The sequence below is a fragment of the Pacificibacter marinus genome, from assembly GCF_018860505.1.
Taxonomy (GTDB): domain Bacteria; phylum Pseudomonadota; class Alphaproteobacteria; order Rhodobacterales; family Rhodobacteraceae; genus Celeribacter; species Celeribacter marinus_B.
Genome location: NZ_JAHKPU010000032.1, coordinates 159,092 through 180,674, shown reverse-complemented (window position 1 = coordinate 180,674; position 21,583 = coordinate 159,092). Strand labels below are relative to the sequence as shown.

Genomic DNA, 21,583 nt, shown 5'->3' with positions numbered 1-21,583 from the left:
ATTCTGGTCCGAGTTGCGTAGAAATTGGGAACGATCTGCGGGATGACCCCGTATACTTTAGAAAAGACATCATGATCACCATCAAAACGACTGAGGCGCTTCAAGCCTTTTGCGACCACGCCAAAAAATATCCTTTTGTGACTGTGGACACTGAATTCCTTCGAGAACGGACCTATTATTCCAAACTGTGCCTCGTACAGTTGGCGGTCACTGGCGACAACGAAGAAGACGCCGTTTTGGTGGACCCTCTGGCCAAAGACATCGATTTGGAACCGCTTTACACGCTGTTTCGCGATGAAAACGTGGTCAAAGTGTTTCACGCCGCGCGCCAAGATTTGGAAATTTTCTACATTCAAGGCGGCGTAATCCCCAAGCCATTGTTTGATACCCAAGTTGCGGCGATGGTCTGTGGCTTTGGCGAACAAGTTGGTTATGAGACTTTGGTGCGCAAAATTGCCAAGCAAAGTCTTGATAAAACATCACGTTTTACCGACTGGTCGCGCCGCCCGTTGACGCCAGCACAAGAAACATACGCGCTGGCTGATGTGACGCATTTACGGATGATTTACGAATTTTTATCCGCTGAGATCAAAAAGGCGGATCGCGAGAAGTGGGTCAACGAAGAGATGCAGATCTTGTTGACGCCTGGCACCTATGTGGTCAAACCTGAAGACGCTTGGAAGCGTGTGAAAACACGCACCAGCTCTGGTAAATTCTTGGCGGCTGTTAAAGAACTGGCCGCTTTTCGCGAAGAGTATTCGCAGACACGCGACATTCCTCGCAACCGTGTTTACAAAGACGATGCGATGCTGGAATTGGCCTCGACCAAGCCCAAAAATGCAGAGGATCTATCACGGTCTCGTCTGTTGCTACGCGAAGCCCGTAAGGGTGACATCGCTGACGGTATTATTACGGCCATCTCGGCAGCGGCCAAATACACTCCTGAGCAAATGCCCAAAGTGGATATGGACCGCGACAAATTGCAAGTGAACCCTGCTTTGGCCGATATGCTGCGGGTGTTGCTGAAAGCCAAATCCGACAATGCCAATGTGGCGGCTAAAATGATCGCCTCATCCGCTGAGCTGGATATGATCGCAGCTGGTAAGCGCGATGTGCCCTCGCTCAGTGGTTGGCGTGCTGAAGTGTTTGGCGATGATGCTATGCGGTTGTGCAAAGGCGAGATTGGCTTGGCTGTCAAAGGCCAAAAGGTTGATGTTATCGCGCTCTAACAGCAGCGTTTTTATTCGATATTTGAAAGGCGCAAAATCGGTGACTGTCTGACGGTTTTGCGCCTTTTTACTTGCCTGATTACAGATTCATTACAAATTGAACATCGCCCGCGCGCTGTACTTTAGCAAATCCACAGGCGGCGTATGCGTCTTGCGCGGCTGTATTGTGGCTTTGCGTGCCTACGGTCAATTCCACACAGTCAAGCGCGCGAGCCGTACTGATGGATGCGTCAATCAGCTGGCGACCAACACCTTTACCGCGCATGTTGGGCGCAATGAAAAGGTGATGCAGGTCCAATGTGCGTTGCCCGAAGTGTAGTTTAAAGCCGCGCACCAAACCAGCGTAGCCCACCAGTCGTTCTTCGCGCTCGGCCACAAGGATTGTCAACCAAGGTTCTGTCGTGAACACGCTGGCGCGTAGGGCGTCTTCGGAAATCAATGGCACGTCGCCGTGGTGTTTGGCCAGTTCTTCGATCATCCGCGCAACGGCACGACAATCGGATCGTCGGGCAGGGCGAATGGTGATGTCTGAAGCTGCGGTCTTGCGTTCTAAAGTCTCAATCATTTTGGTCTCCTATTGCCGCATGCAAGAGCCCAAAAATACAAAAGCCGCCCTGCTGCGGCGGCTTTTGTTATGTCACATAGCCGCACCCTATGAGGAACGGAAATAATACTGCGTTGTGGCGAATGGTGTTTTCATGCGCCGAACCTGCCCAAGGATCGAGGGCAGGTCAAGCCAAAAAAAGACCCGCCTCGTGCTTTTACACAAGACGGGCTTTCATCTCATTTCAAAGATGCCTGTGTTTGACTTAGCCGTCGTAGTCGACTTCTTGGGTCAAGCGCAGAGCCTCTGCGCGCACGTTGGCAATGGCCATCAAGTTCAGATCATCGGGTTCAAACGATCCCCAGCTCGCAACCAAATCGGTTGGCTTCGACCCCGGCGCGATTGGATATTCGCTGTTGGCTTCCGCGTAGATTTCCTGTGCCTCTGGAGATGTCAAATATTCAATAAATTGAGTGGCTTCTTCGATGTTTTTCGATGCTTTTGTGAGAGCTACACCAGAGATATTCACGTGGGTTCCGCCGCCTTCAAAGACTGGGAATTCAAGACGCACTGCATCTGCCCATTCTTTTTGCTCTGGGTCGGCCAGCATTTGGCCCATGTAGTATGTGTTGCCGATTGAGATGTCGCATTCGCCAGCCCAGATCGCTTTCACTTGCGCGCGGTCATTGCCCTGTGGTTTGCGTGCAAGGTTTGATTTTAAACCTTCGAGCCATGTTTTGGTTTCTTCTGCACCGTGATGGACGAGATAGGCCGATGTGAGACCGATCATGTAAGAGTTTGTTCCTGAACGGGTGCAAATGCGGCCTGCCCATTTAGGGTCAGCCAAATCTTCGTAAGTTGTGATTTCGCCATCTGCGACAGCTTCTCTTGACGCGTAAACCACACGTGCGCGGGTGGTTACACCCCACCAGTGACCCGCTGGATCATGGTAGGCGGCGGGGACGTTGGCTTTCAGTGTCTCTGTCTCAATGGGTTGGGTCACGCCTGCGTCCACAGCTTCGGCAATGCGCGAAATGTCCACGGTTAAGATCACATCCGCAGGGGACCGATCACCTTCGGCTTTCAGGCGCTCAGTGAGGCCTGAATCAAGAAAAGCAACATTTACAGGGATACCTGTTTGCGCTGTAAACGCATCTGTCAAAGGGGCAATCAGCTCAGGCTGGCGGTAAGAATAGACGTTTACGTCAGCAAGCGCAGGGGTGGCTGCCAAAAGTGTCGTGGCTAAGATTGTTGTCCGAAGTGTCATAAAAGGCTCCAATGTTGTTGGGGACTTTTAATCTGACAAAATTGCTCGGGTCAATACCTGATTATAAAAATCGGGTATTGTCGCTTGTGGTGAAATGTCGCTACAAAAGCCCCTGCTTGTCGATCACCTTAACTTCGTCCCAAAGTTGATCCATTTCAGCCAAGTCACTGTCAGATGGCGTTTTGCCAATTTGTTTAAGCCTGTCTTCTACGGCATTGAAACGTCTGGTGAATTTATCATTTGCTGCACGCAAGGCTTCCTCTGTCTCGATTCCCAGATGGCGCCCCAAATTGACCATCACAAACAGCATGTCCCCGTATTCTTCATAGACATCTTCGGGTGTTTTGGTGTCGCGGGCCTCGACCAGTTCGGCGGATTCCTCAACAATTTTGTCGATCACATGGCTGACATCAGGCCAGTCAAAACCGACACGGGCGGCGCGCTTTTGCAATTTTTGCGCGCGCATCAAGGCGGGCAAGCCCATGGCAACCCCATCCAGCACCCGCGTTTCGCCTCTGCGCTCGCGTTCGGCGGCTTTTTGCACTTCCCAGTCAATGGTTTGTTGCTCTGACGACTTTTTATTGCTTTGATCGCCAAACACATGTGGATGCCGATCAATCATTTTTGCGGCGATGGTTTTGGCAACATCTTGGAAATCAAATAGGCCTTTGTCGGCGGCGATTTGCGATTGAAACACCGATTGAAACAACAAATCCCCAAGCTCTGACTGCAAATCGGTCATGTCGCCGCGTTTGATCGCATCTTCGACCTCATAGGCTTCCTCAATCGAAAAGGGCGCTATGGTTTCAAACGTTTGCTCAATATCCCACGGGCAGCCGCCCTCTGGGTCGCGCAGACGCTTCATAATTTCAAGCAATTGTTCGATGCCCTCGGGCACCTCGAAAATAGGATCGCGATTTGGATTTTGTGTCATGGCGCTAAGTTGCGGTCAAATAGGGGGCTTTGCAAGTCCAGTTTGCGCTGCTAAACAAATGTCATGACCCAAAACTGCACCCTTATTATTTGCTGCATTATCCGCTGACATTGTCACGCGGGTCTCTGGTCTCTTTTCTCTATTGAATGAAGCTGATATGCCCGCGGGGACACCCGAAGGAAGAGCTATGACCAACGCGAACACCGACACAGTCATCCGTTTGACGAACACGAAAACCCGCAAGAAAGAGGTGTTTACACCCATCGATGCGCAAAATGTCCGGATGTATGTCTGTGGGCCGACGGTCTATGATCGCGCCCATATTGGCAATGCGCGGCCAGTGATTGTGTTTGATGTGCTCAACCGCTTGCTGCGCCATGTTTACGGGGCTGATCACGTCACCTATGTGCGCAATTTCACCGACGTGGATGATAAAATCAACGCCAAGGCCGCCGAAACAGGCCGATCTATTCGCGACATCACGGATGAGACAACCCAGTGGTATCTCGACGACATGCAAGCCGTTGGCGCGATGGACCCTGATCACATGCCCCGTGCGACAGAATACATCGATCAAATGATCACGATGATCGCAGATTTGATCGCCAAAGGGCACGCCTATGCGGACGGCGCTGGTCATGTGTTGTTTTCCGTGAACAGCTATCCGCATTATGGTGATCTTTCTGGCCGCAACACAGACGACATGATTGCTGGCGCGCGGGTCGAGATTGCTGACAATAAACGCGATCCTATGGATTTTGTGCTGTGGAAGCCCTCTGATGCCGACACTCCTGGGTGGGACAGTCCATGGGGCAAAGGTCGCCCTGGATGGCATATCGAATGTTCTGCCATGGCGCAGGACTTGCTGGGCGAAACCTTTGATATTCATGGCGGCGGCAACGATTTGATGTTCCCACACCACGAAAACGAAATAGCCCAAAGCTGTTGTGCGTCAGGCCACGCAGAGGACGGTGGCGGATTTGCCAACTACTGGCTGCACAACGAAATGCTACAGGTCGAAGGCAAGAAGATGTCTAAGTCTTTGGGCAACTTTTTCACCGTGCGGGATTTGCTCGATCAAGGCGTGTCCGGCGATGTCATTCGCTTTGTGTTTCTCAGCACGCATTACCGCAAGCCGATGGACTGGACACAGGAAAAGGCGGATCAGGCTAGAAAGACGCTTGAAAAGTGGGGAGCCGCTTTGACCTCAGTAGGGATAGTACTCAAAAATCTAGATGAAAGCGATCCCGATCCTGAAGTCGTGGCGGCTTTAGCGAGTGACTTGAACACACCTTTAGCTATCGCCAGACTTCACACTCTGTTTAAAGAAGCTCAAAGTGATGAAAGAATGCTATCAGTATTTAAAGCTTCACTGGAGCTTCTTGGGTTGAACCAAGGTAATATGAGTGCAAATCGTTCTTTTTCGAATGCCATGGAACGGATTATTACTCCTGACCTTGGTAAATTGGAGAGCAAACTTCATGCCCTGCGCGCTTCAGCCATGGAAACCAAAGACTTCACTCCTGTCGATGCGCTCAAAACCGCACTCTTAGACGCTGGCGTTGAGGTCCGTATCTCCAAAACGGGCGTTGAACTTGAAGCAGGTCCCAAATTCGATGCTTCGAAATTAGAAGGGCTGCTCTGATGACCAAAGATCGCCTCTACCTTTTCGACACCACATTACGCGATGGTCAGCAGACCCAAGGCGTTCAGTTTTCGACACCTGAGAAATACATGATCACCGATGCGCTGGATGCGCTTGGGGTGGATTATATCGAAGGCGGCTGGCCCGGTGCCAACCCGACAGATTCCGAATTTTTCGAAAATGCGCCTAAAACCAAAGCCACGTTTCTTGCGTTCGGTATGACCAAACGGGCAGGGCGCTCGGCTGAAAATGACGAAGTGCTAGCGGGTGTGATGAACGCGGGCACAGATGCTGTTTGCTTGGTCGGCAAAACCCATGATTTCCACGTGACCACAGCTCTTGGCATCACGTTAGACGAAAACCTTGAAAACATTTCGGCGTCGTTCAAACATCTCGTCAAACATGGCCGCGAGGCGTTGTTTGATGCTGAACATTTCTTTGACGGCTACAAAGCCAACCCTGACTACGCGCTGTCATGCCTGAAAGCGGCCTATGACGCGGGCGCACGCTGGATTGTGCTGTGCGATACCAATGGCGGCACCTTGCCCGCCGAGGTCTACAAAATCACTTTGGACGTGATCGCAAGCGGCATTCCGGGCGATCATGTGAGCATTCACACCCATGATGACACAGGCAATGCCATCGCCAATTCTTTGGCGGCGGTCAATGCGGGCGCACGTCAGATTCAAGGCACGCTGAACGGTTTGGGCGAACGCTGTGGCAATGCCAATTTGGTCTCGCTGATCCCGACATTGCTGCTCAAGGAACCCTATAAATCGACGCTGGAAACCGGCGTGACGATGGATGCTTTGGAAGGTCTCGTGCAGGTCTCGCGCATGTTGGATGATATCTTAAACCGCGTGCCGCAACGCTCCGCGCCCTATGTTGGGGCGTCGGCTTTTGCGCATAAAGCGGGCCTGCATGCCTCAGCGATTTTGAAAGACCCGACCACATATGAACACGTGCCGCCAGAACTGGTTGGCAATGCGCGGATCGTGCCGATGTCGAACCAAGCGGGGCAATCGAATCTGCGCAAACGTCTTGGCGATATGGGGTTGAACCTGCCCAAGGGCGACCCTGCGATGGGGCGTATTTTGGATCGTATCAAAGGTTTAGAGGGTGTTGGATATTCCTTTGACACTGCGCAGGCCTCGTTTGAATTGCTCGCGCGTCAAGAAATCGGCCTGCTGCCTGTGTTCTTTTCTGTTGAACGTTACCGCGCCACAGTCGAGCGGCGCTTGGATTCTCGTGGAGAGATGAACCACCTGTCCGAGGCGACTGTGGTGGTCAACATAGGCGGCGAACGGTTGCTGTCGGTCTCGGAAGGCATCATGGCGGATGGCACTGACGGTGGACCCGTGAACGCCTTGGCTAAAGCTTTGGTCAAAGATCTTGGGCCATATCAAAGCCTGATAGAAGACATGGAACTTGTTGATTATAAAGTCAGAATAACCCAAGGTGGCACAGAGGCGCGCACGCGCGTGATCATTGATCACGAGGACAGCATCGGGCGGCGTTGGTCGACTGTGGGCGTGTCGTCGAACATCATAGACGCGTCCTTTGAGGCGCTTCTTGATGCGATCAATTGGAAACTTGTGCGTGACGGGGCGCAAGCCCTTGGTGCAGAATAATGGCGCAAGCGCAAGACATCCAAGCCTGTGCTGAATTGGTGAAAACCGCCGATCAAGAACGTTTTCGCGCCACCATGGCCGCACCTGTGCCTGCCCGTGACGTGTTGTTTCCAATTCATGCCTTTTGCTTGGAAGTGGCAAAAGCACCGTGGCTGACCAAAGAAAGCATGATCGCCGAGATGCGATTGCAGTTTTGGCGCGATGTTTTGCAAGAGAAAATTGACGGCAAAGACCCGCGCGCTCACGAGGTTGCGCGGCCTTTGGCTGGGGTTTTAGATGCAGAGGCGGCACAGGCCTTGGATGCGACAGTCACCGCACGCCAGTGGGATATTTATAAAGACCCGCATGACGATATAGATGCATTTAAAATCTATTTGACCAACAGCTACGCGCTGCCTTTGGTGCAAGCCTCTCGCTTGCTGGGGGCTTCAAGTGAGGCCTGTAACATATTGGTAAATATGGGATATGCCGGTGCACTGGTACGCTATTTTGCAGCTGTTCCAAAGCTGCAAGAGATGGGTCGCGTGCCGCTTATTGACGGCCGCTTGAGTGCCGTTGCAGACCTTGCCGCCGAAGCGCTTGACGCTGTGCGCGGTTCTGGGGGCGTCTTGGCAGGTTTGAGTAAATCCGCTCGCGCGCCGTTGAATGATGCGATGACCCATCTGCCGCTGTTGAAGGTCGTTGTCAAAGACCCAAGCGCCGTCATTGATGGACGATTGAGCATGACGCATTTGCGCCAGTCTTTGCGTTTGACGTTTGTGTCTCAGGTACCGTCTTGGGCCTTTGTTTGATAGTAGCTTAAGACGTAGACGCGAATGGCTGAGGCCAATCCGCTTTCGACACCGCGCATGTTATCGATTTCTGCCGCTAAGACATTGATTGGCTTGCCTGTTTCTCGGGCTATGTCACGAAAGGCTGTCCAGAACGGATCTTCTAGTGACACCGATGTGCGATGACCATGCAGGGTCAGGGAGCGTTTGACGGGGCGTCCGATTAAAGCCTCGGTCATTCGATGTGATCCGTTTTATGCCCATCGAGCAAGGCCTTCGCCTTGGCTTTCTCGGCCTTTTCCAAGTCCTTTTGCGTTTTTGTGCGCCCGAATTTCACAGAATTTTCATCGGCTTGCGCGCGCTTGGTGGCACGCGCTTTTTGTTTGCGAAACTGATTTAGATTTATAACTGTACTCATGGGGTGCAATGATACCATTGATTGATGGCGATGCCAGTGTTTTTAAGACGTCTAAAGAAAACAGATATAGTTTCATGCAAAAGGGCGACCCGTGGGCCGCCCTGTAACAGAGTGAACAAAATGATGAGTTAGTCTTTTGGACCAATCATTTGCTCAGGACGCACAACAGCGTCAAAGGTTTCGGCGTCTACAAAGCCCAAAGCAATCGCTTCTTCTTTAAGGGTCGTACCGTTTTTATGCGCGGTCTTGGCCACTTTGGTCGCATTGTCATAGCCGATGGTTGGCGCAAGGGCTGTCACCAGCATCAAGCTTTCTTTCATCAACTTGTCGATGCGATCGATATTGGCTTCGGTGCCCACAACCATGTTGTCTGTAAAGGCAGAGGCGCTGTCCCCCAAAAGCTGCATAGATTGCAAGACGTTGTAAGACATCATCGGATTGTAAACATTCAACTCAAAATGGCCTTGCGAACCGGCCATGCCAATCGCCGCATCATTGCCCATAACATGGCAGCAGACCATAGTGAGCGCTTCAGCTTGGGTTGGGTTCACTTTGCCTGGCATGATGGATGAACCTGGTTCATTTTCTGGCAAGATCAGTTCGCCAAGACCAGAACGTGGACCTGAGCCCAAAAGGCGCATGTCGTTGGCGATTTTGAACAAAGACGCGGCAACTGTTTTCAAAGCGCCAGAGAACATGACCATCGCGTCATGCGCAGCCAAGGATTCAAATTTGTTTGGTGCAGTTACAAAAGGCAGACCAGTGATGTCGGCCATATGTTTGGCGACGGCTTCGGACCAGCCTTTTTTCGTGTTCAGACCTGTGCCAACGGCTGTGCCGCCTTGAGCGAGTTCATAAATATCAGGCAAGCAGGCGTTGACGCGTTCGATGCCTTTGCGCACTTGATGCGCGTAGCCGCTGAATTCTTGGCCCAGGGTCAAAGGGGTTGCGTCTTGTGTATGTGTGCGACCAATCTTGATGATGTCTTTGAATTGCTCTGATTTGGCTTCCAAAGCTGAGGCCAATTTGTCGAGACCGGGCAGCAACACATCACGCGCTTGCATGCCGATGGCGACATGCATGGCTGTTGGGAATGTGTCGTTAGACGACTGACCCATGTTGCAGTGATCGTTGGGGTGAACTGGTTTTTTAGAGGCCAATTCGCCGCCCAACATTTCAATCGCGCGGTTCGAAATCACTTCGTTGGCGTTCATGTTGGATTGTGTGCCTGACCCCGTTTGCCACACCACGAGAGGGAAGTTATCATCGAATTTGCCGTCGATCACTTCGGTGGCAGCAGCGATGATCGCGTCGGCGAGGTTTTTGTCGAGATTGCCTTGGGCGAAGTTTTCCATCGCACAGGCCTTTTTCACAACACCAAGTGCGCGAATGATTGGCACGGGCTGTTTTTCCCAGCCAATAGGGAAGTTCATGATGGAACGTTGCGTTTGCGCCCCCCAATATTTGTCTGCAGGGACCTCTAATGGGCCAAAGCTGTCGGTTTCTGTACGAGTGGTGGTCATGGGGGCTCTCCCTTGGTGCGAAGCCATAATTTGTGTTGGATATACGCTTTTGCAGGAGGGCTTGCAATGTATACGGTTGCATACATGCCAGTGTTAGCGCTAAATTTTTAGCAGCATACGAAATGTATGGTGCGCAGGCACTATATTGTGTAGGGCAGACACTAGCGCTGGATACACGTATCGGTTTGGCGCATGTTGTGCCAAGGACCAGCTGGTTATGGTGTGGATTAAGTCTGAGCGTTATTTGCGGAACTGATCCAAAGAGACGATTTCGGCTTCTTTGGGAGCGGACTCGCGAGAGGAGGCTTCGTCTGAAGTTTTGGCTGGATTCGCTGAAAACTCAGAAACATCGGCATCGACCGTTTCGTGGTCATCCTCTACTTCGATTTCATCCTCATCGGATTCTTGCGTCTCAAACCGCAGGCCAAATTCCACAGAAGGATCCACGAAGGTGCGGATTGCATCATATGGAATAAACAACGGCTCTGGACTATCGCCGAAATTCAATGTGATAGAAAAGCTGTCTTCATTGACTTCAAGATTATCAAACCAATGCTGGATCACCACGGTCATTTCTTCGGGGTAGCGATCTGACAGCCAGTCGGCCAATTCAACATCAGGATGCATTGTGTCAAAGGTGATAAAAAAATGGTGATCGCCGGGCAAACCCTCTTTGCGCACGTTTTCGAGAACTTGACGGATCAAGCCACGCATCGCGTTGTGCATTAGATTTCCGTAGTCAATGGATTTTGCCATCTTATGCATCCTTCCAAGATGTAGTGCTCTTAGCATAAGGGATTCTATGCCAAAGGAAAGAGGGGCTTTGCCCAATCAGGACGGCATTTTGGGTTAAAAATGTGGCATCCGCCTGTAACGGGTTTGCCGTCAGGAGAGCTGTTCGCCTGATAAGCACAACGCAATCGTGTCTTTCGGTAGAAAGCCGAGCTGTTCGAAGAAACTCATAAAGTCGAAATGGTTGTAGGCTTCGATAATTTTATTGTTTTTTGTTCTAATCATAACCTGACCAGAGCAAGCTACAGGTGACAGATTTTCGGCATTTAGGGCCGATATTTCAAGATGGGCCCATGCTTTGTCGCCATCTTCCATACTGTGCGTGATGGTGATTTTGACATTTCGAACCAAACGCATGACCGCAGGCACAATAGTTTGGAAGTCTTCGAGTTCGGCGGCTAAATCCGTCATCAGGCCATTGGCCATTGCGTCAACGTCAAAGTATTCGGCTACTGCGTCCAAGTCGTTTTGTTCCCAAACGCGTGCATACCAGGCCTTTAGAATTTCCACGCCAGTCATCTTGTCACTCCAGTTGCTCACATTTGAATGATCATACTCATTGAGGTGTAAATAAAGACTTACGATTCAATGAGGTGAGGCACATACATTTGCTGCGTGATTGTCGTATGCGGAAAAGGCACTAATATGTAGGGGTGTTAAGTGCAGGTTTCTGTTGCCAGGTACCTGCGAACCCCGCCTGACGCTGCTAGGCGACAGGGCTTAAGATTTCAATGTTTCGCACAGCTTACGCTGCGAGAGCCATTGGAGCTTTGTTGTCATTTGCAACTACTCAGTTTGTACCGATAACGGTGGTAACTCACCGAAACAAAGCTAACCCCTTTAGACGTCCGTCGATCCTATTTCGTCCCCATGTGCCCTGTCATCATACCCCAAATGAGAGTTGATACAGGAGTGATTGGTGGAGACGCAGGGTACCGCCCCCTGGTCCGATCCGTGTATTACGAGCGCGTTTATGTCCATAGTCGAGCAAGCCCGACGCATTAGATATAGGGAGTCTGGGCGCAGGCTGCAAGGGGGGGCGAGGCTATAACAATGGTTGAACGGGCGTGATCGCCGCGTCACAAAATATCTGACTTGCGCTCTATATCCAATTGCCTGACACTTGCCTGCAACGGGACAATCGATGCGAATTTCATCGGATTATGGGAGGATACAATGCGGGCATTGGTGATGGAACAGGGGGCTGATGGTCTGGCTGAGGCTCGGATCAAAGACATCGACGAGAGCTTATTGCCCGCCGGAGATGTGACCGTACGAGTCGAATATTCAACGCTCAATTACAAAGACGGTCTGTGTCTTTCGCCCAAGGGTGGCGGTCTTGTGCGAAACTACCCCCATGTGCCTGGCATCGATTTTGCGGGCGCTGTCGAGGCATCTGAGGATGCGCGCTATGCCCCAGGTGATAAGGTTGTATTGACCGGTTGGCGTGTGGGCGAAGTGCATTGGGGCGGATATGCCGAAAAAGCACGAGTGAAAGCCGATTGGTTGGTGCCTTTGCCGCAAGGTCTGACAACGCGCCAAGCGATGGCTGTCGGAACGGCAGGTTTCACAGCCATGCTGGCGGTTTTGGCGCTGGAAGATCACGGTTTGACGCCAGCAAAAGGCCCTGTTTTGGTCACGGGCGCTGCCGGTGGTGTCGGGTCTGTTGCCACGGCGATATTGGCCAATTTGGGCTATGAAGTGGCTGGTGTAACTGGTCGCCCAGAGCAGGCAGCGTATTTGACATCTTTGGGGGCGTCACAGATTGTTGCTCGCTCCGAGATCAATGAGACTGTGAAGCGCCCGCTTGAGGCGGAAACGTGGGCGGGATGTATTGATGCCGTTGGCGGTGAGATGCTGGCACGCATTTTAGGCCAGTTGAAATACGGCGGATCTGTTTCGGCGATTGGTCTTGCAGGCGGCGCAAGCCTGCCGGCCAGCGTGATCCCGTTTTTGTTGCGCGGGGTAAATCTGTTGGGCATAGACAGCGTGATGCAGCCTTATGAGAATCGTAACCGAGCTTGGGCGCGGATTGCTACGGATTTGCCGATGGACAAGCTTGAAGACATGATCGTGCCAGCAACACTTGAGGACGTGCCGCAGCTTGGGGCGGATATCTTGAGTGGGCAAGTCAAAGGGCGTGTCGTTGTCTCAATGACTTGAGGCCAAAGGCGCTTGGCATAGTTGTTTCCAAAAAGAAAAGGTCGCTCCAATAGGGGCGACCTTTTAGCTTGAATGACACTGAGCAACTGACCGATGTCAGTCGAACTTGCGTTTGAGGCGCGCAGCACGTCCGCCGCGCCGCGTGGTTGGGGCGGCTGCGCGATTGGGCAGGTCTGCCATTATGGCGGCGCGCTCGGCAGGTGACATGGTTGACCAACCACCGATTTCATCAATGGAGCGCGCACAGCCCAAACACATCCGTGTTTCAGGATGAATTTGGCAGACTTTGGTGCAGGGGCTTTCGATTTCTGCACGCGTCCAAATATTGTCGGTGTTGTTTGTCATGTGTTTTAGATCAAATACTTTATGTCAGGCTTGGGTTTTCAAATGCGCTAAACGATCCAACGCGCCTTGCAAAATTAGCCCTGCTGCAACCTGATCTATTTTTTCGGCGCGTTTGGCGCGCGACATATCTGCCTCAAGCATCACACGTTCAGCCGCCACAGTGGACAGGCGTTCGTCCCAATAGGTGATCGGCTGTTCGATCAATTGGCTTAAATTGCGGGCAAAGGCGCGGGTTTTTTGACAGCGCGGGCCTTCGGATCCGTCCATATTGCGGGGCAACCCCAAGATAACACCACCGATTTCGCGCTCGCCAAAGACTTTGATCAGCTCTTGCGCGTCCAAAGTGAATTTTTTGCGACGCACTGTCATGGCAGATGAGGAAATCGTTCGAAAGCGATCAGAGACCGCCACGCCAATGGTTTTGTCACCAAAATCAAGTCCGGCAATGGATGTCATCATGGGTAGCGTTGCCGCGAATTCAGCGATGTCTTCGAAAATTTGGGCGCTCATTGAACAATTCCTGCTGATTGGGCGGCGTTGCGAACCGTGGCTAAGGCTGCGGCGTCAGGTCCAAAGATGACCTGTGCCTCGCCCCATATAGCACGCGCGCGGCTGGTGTCACCCAATACGCCCAAGGCCGAAATGAGCTGCGCCCATTCGTCTGGCGTACCGCCATCATTCGCCAATCGCGCCGACAGCTGATCGACCATGGATTGAATAAAGGCCATGCGGTCGCCTGTGTCCATATCTGCAGCGGCCTCTATGTCGTCCGCTGTTGGGCCTTTGAGCTCAGCAGAGGGCAGAGGTGGCAAGGTATAGCGTTCGCCTGCGGCAAAGGCGACGGATTCGATTTGGTCCCGAATAGGCGCCACCCAAAGATCATCTGGCGCACTGTTGCTGAGCAAGCGCGACCAAAGTTGAAACGTCATATCTGGGCGTCCGGTTTGGGCGAACATCAACCCTGCGTAATAATTGGCTGTGCCATTGCCTGCATCGCGGGCCAAAGATTGCGTGATCGCGGCCTCGGCTTCGGGAGAGATATACCCCCCGACAGCCAAGATCATAAAGTCAGCCAAAGTGGCATAATCCTCGGCCGTAGCGGCATCGCCTTTGATGGCAATCACACGGGTTTGCGCGGCATAGGCTTCACGGTATTCACCAACAACAGAAGCATTCCGCGCCAAAAGCATGTGACCTTGCAGATCATCAGGGCGGGTTTCCAATGCTGCACGCAATTGATCGAGCAACTCTAGGTGTTCTGGATTCGGTGTCTCAAGCGGTGGCGACGCAGGCGCGCTATCTTCGGCGATGGCCTGCGTGGGCCGTGTCTCGCGGATTTCTTGCGCCAGTGCCAAGCGGGTTTCCAATGGTAAATCTCGATAAGTTGGCGCGCCCTCGACGGTATAAAGCCAAACGCCCCCCCAAAAAACTATCGCACCGATCAGCAAAGCTGCCCAAAGGGGCAGGGCGGCGTCTTTGGTGGTGTGTTGGTCTTTTTTGCTATCCGCCTCTAACATCCGGCGCGAAATTTCCAAACGGGCGCGTTTTGCTGCATCTTCGGTCAGCATTCCACGCGTCAGATCGCGATCCACCTCATTCAGTTGATCTTTATAGACGCGCAATTCGATGGCTGTATTGCCGATGTCATCTGCGGTCGAGCCACGTGTCCGCAGCAACACCAGCACCAAAGGCGCTGTGGCAAGAAGGGCAATGATCGTGGCGATGATCCAAAAGGTCATAAGGTGTATCCGCGCTAGGTCAGTGTCAGGTCGTATCTGGCCACAGATGTAGACCGCGCGTGCCGCTTACGAAAGGCCTTATCAAGCAGATGTGACGCTATGGCCTGTTGGTGATCTGATCGCGGGGGCGTTTCGTGCTAAACTTTGCCCCCACTTGCGCTAAATTCGCACAACTTGGCCTGTCTGCCCTTGACCCCGCGCGTGCATCGGATCACGTATAGGCCAGTCAAACGCACCAGATAAATAGAGGAGCCTTCATCATGGCCTTTTCACTTCCAGATCTTCCATACGCTCACGATGCTCTTGCCGATCTCGGCATGTCCGCTGAGACGCTCGAATTTCACCACGACTTGCACCACAACGCTTACGTGACCAATGGCAACGCTGCTATTGCGGGCACGGAGTGGGATGGCAAATCTTTGGAAGAAATCATCGTTGGCACATACGACAAATCTTCTGTCGCGCAAAACGGCATCTTCAACAACATCTCACAACTTTGGAACCACAACCAGTTTTGGGAAATGATGGGCCCAGATGGCAACGCGATGCCAACTGAGCTTGAAAAAGCGCTTGTTGAATCTTTCGGTTCCGTCGATGAGTTCAAAAAGCAATTCTGTGCCGCGGGTGCTGGTCAATTCGGTTCTGGCTGGGCTTGGCTTGTGAAAGACACGGACGGCGCGTTGAAAGTCACTAAGACTGAAAACGGCGTGAACCCTGTGTGTTTCGGTCAAACGACATTGCTCGGCTGTGATGTGTGGGAACATTCCTATTACATCGATTTCCGCAACAAACGCCCTGTGTACCTTACAAACTTCCTTGAGAAGCTCGTGAACTGGGAAAACGTTGCATCCCGTTTGGGCTAAGCTCTGACGTATATGATAAAAGAAAAGGGCGCCTTGGGGCGTCCTTTTTGGTTTTGATGACCCGTTTGCAATTTGGCATAGAAGGTTATGAGAACGCCTTTTAAAAGATAGATGGTTTAGGTGTTTTGTTATAAAAATACACTCTGCTCTCGCAAATACCGCAAGCACCGCAGGCCTTGCTGAGCGAGCGTGTTCAGACAGAAACGACGCCAATACCGGTTTAGGCTTTCGATTGGTTTGGAGGTTTAGGTATTTAAATACAATAACTTAAATTGCGAGGTGTGCGGATAGAAATGGTGCATTTGGCAATTTTGACGAGCCCAGTTTAGCGCATTAGATACGATTTCATGACGTTTTGGATGTCTCTCTAGGCTTATACAAGAGCGCGTAAAACAGGTGTCAGAGGATTTTGTCGACGTCCTATGTCGCACTTTTTTTACAGAAGTGCTGTGCGTATCTGGGTTGTTTTGGTATACCATTTCCTCTTGCATGCCGGCAGTCTTTCACGCCAATTGATGTCATGACTGATCGCAAAACCGGATTCCTCGCACTCTTCTTGGCCTACACCCTATGGGGTATCTCAGCACTGTATTACCGCGAGGTGAATCACGTCCCGGGGCTTGAGGTTTTGGCGCATCGTACCTTTTGGTCTTTTGTTTTATTCGGTGCTATTATTGTCTTGCAAGGGCGCACGCGCGAGCTGCTGTTTTTGCTGCATCCCAAAAGCGGCGCGCAGGGTCTGTACCGGATCGCGCCAGCCGCGATACTCGTGTCGCTCAACTGGTTCTTGTTCATCTACGCCATTCAATCCGATCAAACACTTGAGGCCTCTTTGGCCTATTACATCTTTCCGTTGATGGCGGCTGGCGTTGGGGTTGTGGTTTATGGCGAGCACTTAAAGGGGCTACAGTATGTCTCGATGTTGTTGGGATTGGCCGCGGTTGTCGTATTGACGATTGGCCTTGGCGCGGCACCTTGGCTTGCTCTGACAATGTCAGGCAGTTTTGTCATTTATGGCACGATTAAAAAAGACTTGGCTGTGGGCGCTGTGATTTCTATGGCCGCCGAGGCCGCGCTTTTGGCGCCATTTGCTTTGATTTATTTGATCGGGATTGAAATATGGGGCTGGGGCGGCACAGAGACGCAGGCCGCTGGCGCTTTCGGGGTGACGATCCGCGATACAATTTTGTTGATTCTTGCAGGAGCGGTCACGGGCGTGCCGTTGATTTTGTTCTCAATCGCTTCGCGCCGTATGTCTATGATCGTGCTTGGGCTTGGCAATTACCACAATTCTACATTGCAGATGATCATCGCCGTTTGGGTATTCGGCCAAGTGGTGACGTCGTCGCATATGATCGCTTTGCCGATGATTTGGACAGGCCTTGCTCTGTTCACATGGACGGCGTGGCGTGTCGAACGTCAGGCGCGCGTTGACAAAAGGTCTGCTGTCAGTTCTTCGACGGAAGAGACTGTTTTATAATAACTTTTGTTGATATCAGAGGCAAAGCCTTCTGCAATCACATGATCAATCAAAGCCTCAAGCGGGGCCCAGTAGTCATTCACAGACAACAAATAGATCGGCTTGTCGTGCAAGCCGATTTGTTTCCATGTTAAGACCTCGAAAAACTCGTCCAAAGACCCAGCTCCACCAGGCAAGACCACAATGGCATCGCAGTTCATGAACATGACTTTTTTGCGCTCATGCATATTTTCAGTGACAACAAATGTCGACAAATCAGACTTGCCGACTTCTTGCTTCATCAAATGCACAGGAATCACGCCAAAGGTCGCCCCGCCAGCCTTTTGAGTGGCTCGCGCAACGGTGCCCATCAGTCCAACATCGCCGGCCCCATAGACCAAACGCCAGTTCTGATCTGCAATCGTGCGTCCAAGATGTGCCGCGACTTCGGCATAAATAGGATCACCGCCAGAGCGCGCACCGCAAAAAACACAGACAGAAAGGGAAAAATCAGCCATTTTACGGTCCTTTGGCAATAGATTGGGTCAGGAAGTCTTTGACCCTTGTTAGGCGCATTGTTACCGTGGCTCAACCCCTCTAAAAGATGAGGGGACTTAGGGAAACGGGAACAACACTATGCCTTTCAAACAGGCCTTTGGGTCGGCGGCTTTGCCTGTCGCGGGGGCGTCTGCGATCGCGATTGCAGTCGCAATAGGATATGTCATCTATATTGCCGCGCCAAGCGACGACGCTGCCGTACCACGTGAGGTCGAAACGGTCAGCATGTCTGCACCGCCACGCGTTGACGAAACCACTGGTGATGCATTGGTTGATATGACGGTGCCTGACGTAAGTGCAATCACCACTGAAGATGGCAACGAGGAAGGTCACAACGTAGATTCGGCGCCAAACCCTGCGGTTGTGGCGTCTAAACCTGTTGAACCACCCGTTGTGTTGCAGCCTATGGAGACTCCTGTTCAGCCCACGCAGGCTCCCGCGCAAGAAGATTTTGTTGATACCACGCCGACAGAAGCGCTCGCCATAACTGCGCCCGACATTGAACCCGAAGCCGTTGATCAAGCGCCTGCACGTGAAACGACAACCGCCGCAGTTCCTGTCGAGACGCCTCAAGAGGTCGCACAAGATTCGACATCAAAGCCGGACGACAGCACTTTAGATTCTGCTGTGCATGCCTTGTCTGTGCCAACGGTGGATATTGTGCGTATTCCGCCAGAGGGCATTTCCACCGTTGCAGGACGTGCGGATGCTGGCGTGGATATTTTGATCTTTATTGATGGGGGCGAATTGACCCGTGTCAAAACCGGTGCAAGCGGCGACTACGTGGCACTGTTTGATATCCCCGCAGTGGATCACCCACGCGAGATGCAGATCGCAGCGCAAAGGGGCGAGACCCGCGTTTTTGCCAGCAGTTCAATCGTTATCGCCCCCTTCAAGGCTGTTCGGGCACCGGAACCTGTCGAAACCGCGCAGATTGATCCTGACACTGAGGCTAATTCTGATGTTGCGGAAGTGACCGAAACTGAGACGGCAAAAACGCAAACCTTACCAGAGACCCCGCCTGTCAGCACCACAGTTTCAAACGAAACGCCCGCAGCGCCAATGGTTATGGTGGCCGATGAGACCGGTGTGAAAATCTTGCAATCGGCAGCGCCGATCACAGGCGTCAGCATCGATGCGATCACCTATGATCCTGATGGTGCTGTCTTTGCATCTGGGCGCGGTATGGCAGGCGCAACTGTGCGGTTGTATCTGAACAATGCAGCCTTGATGGATACATCTGTCGGCACTGATGGTCAGTGGCGGGCGCAGATGGATGTCGCGACGGGCATCTATTCTTTGCGTGCAGATATGGTGGATGAGGCTGGTAAGGTGCTCAGCCGTGTGGAAATCCCATTCAAACGCGAAGATGTCGCCGTGCTTGAACGCTTGGCACAAGGGGCAGACCCTGTTGCAGAGCAAACGGCGGCTTCTGAAGCGACGGAGGCGAGCACACAGCCCGAAATAGCACAGTCCGAAACGGCACAGGCAGCGGCCGTTACAACAAAAACGCAAGAGGCGCCGCAACCTCGCATTGCCTCCATCACTGTGCAGCCAGGCAATACACTTTGGGGCATTGCTTCTGAAACTTACGGCGATGGTTTCTTGTTTGCGCGCGTGTTCAACGCCAATGTGGCTCAAATCCGTGACCCTGATTTGATCTACCCTGGACAGGTGTTTGTTTTACCTGACGAATAAAGTTTGCAGGTTTTACATATCGGGATTTCAATAAAACAGGGGCAGGCATGTCATTTGCCCCTGTTTTTAGATTGGGTCAGCGCCTATATACCTCTTCTTGTTTGGTTTTAAGCCTGAATTCAGGTTTATCGTCGCATATGTCATCTTATTCTTAAAGGCCGCTTTATGTCTCCACGTCCGTCGATCACCAGTTCTAAAGGTCCAGAAAACGGATGGTCCGTGGTCAAACAAGTGGCGCCGTACCTGTGGCCCAAGGGCAATCGCCCTGCGCGTGTGCGCGTGATTTTGGCCTTGCTGGTGATGATTTCGGCAAAAGTCATCTCTGTCACGGCCCCTTATTTGTATAAATTGGCGGTGGATGTCCTCAGCGGTGATGTCGCGGATAAGCCTGAAATGATGCTCGTTTTCGGTGCTGTCGGGTTGACTGTCGCTTATGGATTTGCGCGATTGATGACCAACGGGTTTCAACAGTTGCGCGATGCAATTTTTGCCCCTGTAGGCCAAGCTGCACTGCGCCAATTGGCTTTGCAGACGTTCCAGCACATTCACGCCCTGTCGCTGCGCTATCATTTGACCCGTAAAACCGGCGGTTTGAGCCGAATTATCGAGCGCGGCGTCAAAGGCGTTGCCTTTTTGCTCAACGTCATGCTGTTCGGCGTGTTTCCGTTGATCCTAGAACTGAGCATGGTGTTGATCATCTTGTGGCGCGCTTTTGGGTTTTCCTATCTTTCGGTCGTCGCAATTACGATTGCGGCCTATGTGATGTACACATTTAAGGTCACTGAATGGCGGGTCAAAATACGCAAGGAAATGAACGACCAAGACAATGACGCCAATCAAAAAGCCGTCGACAGCTTGCTAAACTATGAGACGGTCAAATATTTCAACGCAGATGCCCGCGAAATCGCTCGTTATGACACCGCGATGGCGGCCTATGAGAAAGCGGCGGTCAAAACCGAATATTCTTTGGCGTTCTTGAATTTTGGCCAGTCTGTGTTCATCACCTCTGGTTTGGTCAGTGTGATGGTTATGGCCGCAATGGGCGTGCAAAACGGGACAATGAGCGTGGGCGATTTTGTGATGGTCAACGCTTATATGATCCAAATCACCATGCCGTTGAATTTCCTTGGGTCTATGTATCGCAATATTCGCCAGTCTTTGGTGGATATGGAAGAAATGTTCGGCCTTTTAGAGCAACCTGCGGAAGTGGTGGATGCGCCCGATGCGAAACCTTTGAACGTCTCAGGCGGCGCGCTTGAATTCAAAAATGTTGATTTCGCTTATGACGCGGAACGTCCCATTTTGCGCGGGCTAGACCTGTCTGTGCCTGCTGGCAAAAAGGTCGCTGTGGTCGGCCCGTCGGGTGCGGGTAAATCCACCATCGGGCGCATGCTGTTTCGCTTTTATGATATCTCTGGCGGCAGTTTGTTGATCGATGGCCAAGATGTGCGCGATGTGACGCAAACTTCTTTGCACGCTGCCATCGGTGTGGTGCCGCAGGACACAGTTTTGTTCAATGACACCGTGCGCTACAATATCGCTTATGGCAAAGACAATGCGACATTTGATGAAATTGTTGCGGCCTCCAAAAAAGCGCAAATCCACGACTTTATTTTAAGCCTTCCCAATGGCTATGAGACCCAAGTTGGGGAACGCGGGCTGAAACTTTCTGGAGGTGAAAAACAACGGGTGGGCATCGCGCGCACCCTGTTGAAAGATCCGCCGATTTTGCTGCTGGACGAGGCCACGTCGGCGCTAGATACCCAAACAGAACGCGATATTTTGGGGGCTTTGAAAGCAGCAGGCGAGGGGCGTACTGTCATAACCATCGCGCACCGCCTGTCCACTGTGGCCGATGCAGACGAGATCGTGGTGCTGGAAAAAGGGCAGGTGACAGAGCGCGGCACGCATGAGGAGTTGCTGGAACGTCACGGGAAATACAGTGCCATGTGGGCGGCACAGGCCGAAGATCGTGAAGACGTTGCTTAGTGTTTTCAACCCGTTT

The 21,583-nt window shown here is 52.1% G+C and carries 21 protein-coding genes and 1 other RNA gene; 9 read left to right on the top strand and 13 right to left on the bottom strand.

Annotated elements, in window-relative coordinates:
- The first annotated feature begins 71 nt into the window (after positions 1-71).
- On the top strand, positions 72-1,229 hold the full coding sequence (gene rnd / locus KO503_RS12625; protein ID WP_215991904.1) for a ribonuclease D: 1,158 nt from the start codon (positions 72-74) through the stop codon (positions 1,227-1,229).
- A 79-nt stretch (positions 1,230-1,308) separates the two neighbouring features.
- On the opposite strand, the gene KO503_RS12620 is transcribed toward rnd, so the two are convergent.
- From KO503_RS12620 to mazG, 3 genes are all read right to left on the bottom strand, one after another.
- Complete coding sequence (locus tag KO503_RS12620; protein ID WP_215991903.1) at positions 1,309-1,794, bottom strand: GNAT family N-acetyltransferase; 486 nt, start codon at positions 1,792-1,794, stop codon at positions 1,309-1,311.
- Between the two features lie 244 nt (positions 1,795-2,038).
- On the bottom strand, positions 2,039-3,040 hold the full coding sequence (locus KO503_RS12615; protein ID WP_215991902.1) for a Fe(3+) ABC transporter substrate-binding protein: 1,002 nt from the start codon (positions 3,038-3,040) through the stop codon (positions 2,039-2,041).
- A gap of 100 nt (positions 3,041-3,140) precedes the next feature.
- On the bottom strand, positions 3,141-3,974 hold the full coding sequence (gene mazG, locus KO503_RS12610) for a nucleoside triphosphate pyrophosphohydrolase (RefSeq protein WP_215991901.1): 834 nt from the start codon (positions 3,972-3,974) through the stop codon (positions 3,141-3,143).
- Between the two features lie 187 nt (positions 3,975-4,161).
- Between mazG and cysS the strand changes: the two genes are divergently transcribed.
- Genes cysS through KO503_RS12595 form a run of 3 tightly spaced genes read left to right on the top strand, consistent with a single transcriptional unit; the run spans position 4,162 to position 8,041 of the window.
- A complete protein-coding gene (gene cysS / locus KO503_RS12605; protein ID WP_215991900.1) occupies positions 4,162-5,619 on the top strand; it encodes a cysteine--tRNA ligase in 1,458 nt (485 codons plus the stop codon).
- A complete protein-coding gene (cimA, locus tag KO503_RS12600) occupies positions 5,619-7,250 on the top strand; it encodes a citramalate synthase (RefSeq protein ID WP_215991899.1) in 1,632 nt (543 codons plus the stop codon). The genes cysS and cimA overlap by 1 nt, the downstream gene beginning before the upstream one ends.
- Positions 7,250-8,041 carry a squalene/phytoene synthase family protein gene (locus KO503_RS12595; protein WP_215991898.1) on the top strand — a complete coding sequence of 264 codons (792 nt, stop codon included), beginning with the start codon at positions 7,250-7,252 and terminating at the stop codon, positions 8,039-8,041. Before cimA ends, KO503_RS12595 begins: the two co-directional genes overlap by 1 nt.
- Here KO503_RS12595 and KO503_RS12590 read toward each other — a convergent pair.
- The 6 genes from KO503_RS12590 to ssrA all read right to left on the bottom strand — a co-directional run bounded on the left by KO503_RS12590 (position 8,014) and on the right by ssrA (position 11,790).
- Positions 8,014-8,259, bottom strand: coding sequence for a ribbon-helix-helix domain-containing protein (locus KO503_RS12590; protein WP_215991897.1), 246 nt, complete (start codon positions 8,257-8,259; stop codon positions 8,014-8,016). The two genes, KO503_RS12595 and KO503_RS12590, sit on opposite strands and share 28 nt — an antisense overlap.
- Complete coding sequence (locus KO503_RS12585; RefSeq protein WP_215991896.1) at positions 8,256-8,438, bottom strand: DUF4169 family protein; 183 nt, start codon at positions 8,436-8,438, stop codon at positions 8,256-8,258. The genes KO503_RS12590 and KO503_RS12585 overlap by 4 nt, the downstream gene beginning before the upstream one ends.
- 128 nt (positions 8,439-8,566) lie before the next feature.
- Positions 8,567-9,961 (bottom strand): class II fumarate hydratase, encoded by a 1,395-nt coding sequence (gene fumC, locus KO503_RS12580; RefSeq protein WP_215991895.1) that lies wholly within the window; start codon positions 9,959-9,961, stop codon positions 8,567-8,569.
- A gap of 240 nt (positions 9,962-10,201) precedes the next feature.
- A complete protein-coding gene (locus KO503_RS12575; RefSeq protein ID WP_215991894.1) occupies positions 10,202-10,717 on the bottom strand; it encodes an SspB family protein in 516 nt (171 codons plus the stop codon).
- A 129-nt stretch (positions 10,718-10,846) separates the two neighbouring features.
- Complete coding sequence (locus KO503_RS12570; RefSeq protein ID WP_215991893.1) at positions 10,847-11,272, bottom strand: ester cyclase; 426 nt, start codon at positions 11,270-11,272, stop codon at positions 10,847-10,849.
- A gap of 140 nt (positions 11,273-11,412) precedes the next feature.
- Positions 11,413-11,790, bottom strand: a transfer-messenger RNA (tmRNA) gene (gene ssrA / locus KO503_RS12565).
- 139 nt (positions 11,791-11,929) lie between these two features.
- Here ssrA and KO503_RS12560 point away from each other — a divergent pair.
- The gene (locus KO503_RS12560; RefSeq protein WP_215991892.1) at positions 11,930-12,916 is read left to right on the top strand and encodes an MDR family oxidoreductase; all 987 of its coding nucleotides are present in this window, start codon (positions 11,930-11,932) and stop codon (positions 12,914-12,916) included.
- 96 nt (positions 12,917-13,012) lie between these two features.
- Here KO503_RS12560 and KO503_RS12555 read toward each other — a convergent pair whose 3' ends face one another.
- The 3 genes from KO503_RS12555 to ccmI are packed head-to-tail and all read right to left on the bottom strand — an operon-like array spanning position 13,013 to position 15,000.
- On the bottom strand, positions 13,013-13,261 hold the full coding sequence (locus KO503_RS12555; RefSeq protein WP_215991891.1) for a DUF1289 domain-containing protein: 249 nt from the start codon (positions 13,259-13,261) through the stop codon (positions 13,013-13,015).
- Positions 13,262-13,285: 24 nt separating this feature from the next.
- Complete coding sequence (gene ruvX / locus KO503_RS12550) at positions 13,286-13,771, bottom strand: Holliday junction resolvase RuvX (RefSeq protein ID WP_215991890.1); 486 nt, start codon at positions 13,769-13,771, stop codon at positions 13,286-13,288.
- Positions 13,768-15,000 (bottom strand): c-type cytochrome biogenesis protein CcmI, encoded by a 1,233-nt coding sequence (gene ccmI, locus KO503_RS12545; RefSeq protein ID WP_215991889.1) that lies wholly within the window; start codon positions 14,998-15,000, stop codon positions 13,768-13,770. Before ccmI ends, ruvX begins: the two co-directional genes overlap by 4 nt.
- A gap of 260 nt (positions 15,001-15,260) precedes the next feature.
- Here ccmI and KO503_RS12540 point away from each other — a divergent pair, with 260 nt between their 5' ends.
- Positions 15,261-15,863, top strand: a complete 603-nt coding sequence (locus tag KO503_RS12540; protein WP_215991888.1) for a superoxide dismutase — start codon at positions 15,261-15,263, stop codon at positions 15,861-15,863.
- Between the two features lie 520 nt (positions 15,864-16,383).
- Positions 16,384-17,343, top strand: a complete 960-nt coding sequence (gene rarD, locus KO503_RS12535) for an EamA family transporter RarD (RefSeq protein ID WP_215991887.1) — start codon at positions 16,384-16,386, stop codon at positions 17,341-17,343.
- Here the strand turns inward: rarD and KO503_RS12530 are convergent.
- Complete coding sequence (locus tag KO503_RS12530) at positions 17,283-17,840, bottom strand: TIGR00730 family Rossman fold protein (RefSeq protein WP_215991886.1); 558 nt, start codon at positions 17,838-17,840, stop codon at positions 17,283-17,285. The two genes, rarD and KO503_RS12530, sit on opposite strands and share 61 nt — an antisense overlap.
- Before the next feature lie 118 nt (positions 17,841-17,958).
- Between KO503_RS12530 and KO503_RS17810 the strand changes: the two genes are divergently transcribed.
- Both KO503_RS17810 and KO503_RS12520 read left to right on the top strand, forming a co-directional pair.
- Positions 17,959-19,578: a LysM peptidoglycan-binding domain-containing protein gene (locus KO503_RS17810; RefSeq protein ID WP_252731066.1), complete on the top strand. Its 1,620-nt coding sequence runs from the start codon at positions 17,959-17,961 to the stop codon at positions 19,576-19,578.
- 165 nt (positions 19,579-19,743) lie between these two features.
- On the top strand, positions 19,744-21,567 hold the full coding sequence (locus KO503_RS12520) for an ABCB family ABC transporter ATP-binding protein/permease (protein ID WP_215991885.1): 1,824 nt from the start codon (positions 19,744-19,746) through the stop codon (positions 21,565-21,567).
- Positions 21,568-21,583: the final 16 nt, after the last annotated feature.

Excerpts from the sequence above, each read along its gene's own strand:
- rnd (WP_215991904.1), top strand. The coding sequence starts at position 72 with ATGATCACCATCAAAACGACTGAGGCGCTTCAAGCCTTTTGCGACCAC.
- KO503_RS12620 (WP_215991903.1), bottom strand. The coding sequence starts at position 1,794 with ATGATTGAGACTTTAGAACGCAAGACCGCAGCTTCAGACATCACCATT.
- KO503_RS12615 (WP_215991902.1), bottom strand. The coding sequence starts at position 3,040 with ATGACACTTCGGACAACAATCTTAGCCACGACACTTTTGGCAGCCACC.
- mazG (WP_215991901.1), bottom strand. The coding sequence starts at position 3,974 with ATGACACAAAATCCAAATCGCGATCCTATTTTCGAGGTGCCCGAGGGC.
- cysS (WP_215991900.1), top strand. The coding sequence starts at position 4,162 with ATGACCAACGCGAACACCGACACAGTCATCCGTTTGACGAACACGAAA.
- cimA (WP_215991899.1), top strand. The coding sequence starts at position 5,619 with ATGACCAAAGATCGCCTCTACCTTTTCGACACCACATTACGCGATGGT.
- KO503_RS12595 (WP_215991898.1), top strand. The coding sequence starts at position 7,250 with ATGGCGCAAGCGCAAGACATCCAAGCCTGTGCTGAATTGGTGAAAACC.
- KO503_RS12590 (WP_215991897.1), bottom strand. The coding sequence starts at position 8,259 with ATGACCGAGGCTTTAATCGGACGCCCCGTCAAACGCTCCCTGACCCTG.
- KO503_RS12585 (WP_215991896.1), bottom strand. The coding sequence starts at position 8,438 with ATGAGTACAGTTATAAATCTAAATCAGTTTCGCAAACAAAAAGCGCGT.
- fumC (WP_215991895.1), bottom strand. The coding sequence starts at position 9,961 with ATGACCACCACTCGTACAGAAACCGACAGCTTTGGCCCATTAGAGGTC.
- KO503_RS12575 (WP_215991894.1), bottom strand. The coding sequence starts at position 10,717 with ATGGCAAAATCCATTGACTACGGAAATCTAATGCACAACGCGATGCGT.
- KO503_RS12570 (WP_215991893.1), bottom strand. The coding sequence starts at position 11,272 with ATGACTGGCGTGGAAATTCTAAAGGCCTGGTATGCACGCGTTTGGGAA.
- KO503_RS12560 (WP_215991892.1), top strand. The coding sequence starts at position 11,930 with ATGCGGGCATTGGTGATGGAACAGGGGGCTGATGGTCTGGCTGAGGCT.
- KO503_RS12555 (WP_215991891.1), bottom strand. The coding sequence starts at position 13,261 with ATGACAAACAACACCGACAATATTTGGACGCGTGCAGAAATCGAAAGC.
- ruvX (WP_215991890.1), bottom strand. The coding sequence starts at position 13,771 with ATGAGCGCCCAAATTTTCGAAGACATCGCTGAATTCGCGGCAACGCTA.
- ccmI (WP_215991889.1), bottom strand. The coding sequence starts at position 15,000 with ATGACCTTTTGGATCATCGCCACGATCATTGCCCTTCTTGCCACAGCG.
- KO503_RS12540 (WP_215991888.1), top strand. The coding sequence starts at position 15,261 with ATGGCCTTTTCACTTCCAGATCTTCCATACGCTCACGATGCTCTTGCC.
- rarD (WP_215991887.1), top strand. The coding sequence starts at position 16,384 with ATGACTGATCGCAAAACCGGATTCCTCGCACTCTTCTTGGCCTACACC.
- KO503_RS12530 (WP_215991886.1), bottom strand. The coding sequence starts at position 17,840 with ATGGCTGATTTTTCCCTTTCTGTCTGTGTTTTTTGCGGTGCGCGCTCT.
- KO503_RS17810 (WP_252731066.1), top strand. The coding sequence starts at position 17,959 with ATGCCTTTCAAACAGGCCTTTGGGTCGGCGGCTTTGCCTGTCGCGGGG.
- KO503_RS12520 (WP_215991885.1), top strand. The coding sequence starts at position 19,744 with ATGTCTCCACGTCCGTCGATCACCAGTTCTAAAGGTCCAGAAAACGGA.